The sequence below is a fragment of the Psychroserpens damuponensis genome (assembly GCF_000826655.1).
GTDB lineage: Bacteria > Bacteroidota > Bacteroidia > Flavobacteriales > Flavobacteriaceae > Psychroserpens > Psychroserpens damuponensis.
Genome location: NZ_JXJO01000085.1, coordinates 1 through 1,433 on the forward strand (window position 1 = coordinate 1; position 1,433 = coordinate 1,433).

Below are 1,433 nucleotides of genomic sequence, written 5' to 3' on the forward strand. Positions count from 1 at the left end.
TCCATACATAAAACCGTTGGCAGTAATTATCAACTTTGTGAATATATTATTAACGTTTATCTTTTTTTAACCTATCATCAACTGGCAATTCAATAAAATCTACTATTTCAACTTTTCCAAATTCCTTAAACAAGGGATTTAAAATAATATTTGATTCAAGACTAACAATTGTTGATGGTACTTTTAAAGCAAATCTATTTCTGTCTTTTGCTAAATCTGTAAAAACCTTTGTTGTTTTAGAAGAATATGGATATTGATTCCACCTTTCTGGTAACTCATCTAATTCTTCTATCACAAACTCATCTGGAAATTTAATTTTTGCAATTAATATTTTTTTAGGTAGGTACGCAATGTTTTCGGAATGAACATAATACTCTAATAAAGCTAATGAAATATTTTCTGAACAATAAACTGCTCTAGTACCAACTGAATTCCATCTTCCACCAACTTTTTCAGCACCAATTCCTGATAATGTTGAGTCTTTATATTTTACATTAGCTATTCTGTAAACAATCATTAGCTATAAACATTATATTGAATCCTAACAATTTCATTTTCTACCATTTCAAAGCCAAAACTACTATCAAGTAGCTCAAATGGAATTTTACCACCAAGAGTCCTTGATGGAGTAATTAACCATCTTTTAAAATCTTCTTTGGAATCAAAAACCTCATAACCTAATCCAAATAATCGAGCTAATTCATAAATACGTTCTGATGTCTCTTTTCCATAAACAGTTTTCTTTTGCATACTACTTATAGATGCAGGAAGAATATTTTCAAACTCTTTTTCTGTAGAATCTGTGTATTGAATCAATTGTTTCCAATCTGATTTTTTAACACCTTCTCTAATACGGCCTATTAATTCCATTTTATATCCAGGAGCATCTTTAGAATGCACAACAACCCAAGATGGGGAAAATTTACTAAATCTAACCGATTTTACAGCCTTTCTAGCACCCCTAACTTTTACTGAACTTTGTTTTTTATTTGAACTTCCCGTTCTTGACTTAGTTTCCATTATTGTATTTTTACGTATTACCTGAGGTAAATATACAATATAATTTGAGATTAATAAAAAAAAACTACTGCCAACACCGTATATAATTTATTGCTGGCTTCTCGCCTACTTACGAAAGTCCTCGCGGACTTTCTTGGTCGGTAATTATTTACTAAATTAGTTGCTTAAAACACGCAACAAACCATATACAACAACGTTAGCTTTAATGCTCAAGCAAGTTTTCGGAATTGGAAAAAGGCTAGTTTATTTTTCGAATTTTTTTTTGAGTTTTAAGAAAATAAAAACCGAAAAACGATGTTACCGAATTTTGAATAACACGATGAATTCTCACTCAAACTCTGAATTGAATTGTGGCTGACTTTTTAGCTTGTTTGCGGAATCAAAAACTGAATTAAAAACTCGGAATCTCACTC

Annotated in this window: 2 protein-coding genes; both read right to left on the reverse strand. The window is 30.4% G+C overall.

What is annotated here, in order from left to right; all coding sequences use genetic code 11:
* Nucleotides 1-49 precede the first annotated feature (49 nt).
* Nucleotides 50-517, reverse strand: coding sequence for an RES family NAD+ phosphorylase (locus TD29_RS17640; RefSeq protein WP_040282902.1), 468 nt, complete (start codon nt 515-517; stop codon nt 50-52).
* A complete protein-coding gene (locus TD29_RS17645; protein ID WP_040282904.1) occupies nt 517-1,020 on the reverse strand; it encodes an antitoxin Xre/MbcA/ParS toxin-binding domain-containing protein in 504 nt (167 codons plus the stop codon). The genes TD29_RS17640 and TD29_RS17645 overlap by 1 nt, the downstream gene beginning before the upstream one ends.
* Nucleotides 1,021-1,433 lie beyond the last annotated feature (413 nt).

Excerpts from the sequence above, each read along its gene's own strand:
- TD29_RS17640 (WP_040282902.1), bottom strand. The coding sequence starts at position 517 with ATGATTGTTTACAGAATAGCTAATGTAAAATATAAAGACTCAACATTA.
- TD29_RS17645 (WP_040282904.1), bottom strand. The coding sequence starts at position 1,020 with ATGGAAACTAAGTCAAGAACGGGAAGTTCAAATAAAAAACAAAGTTCA.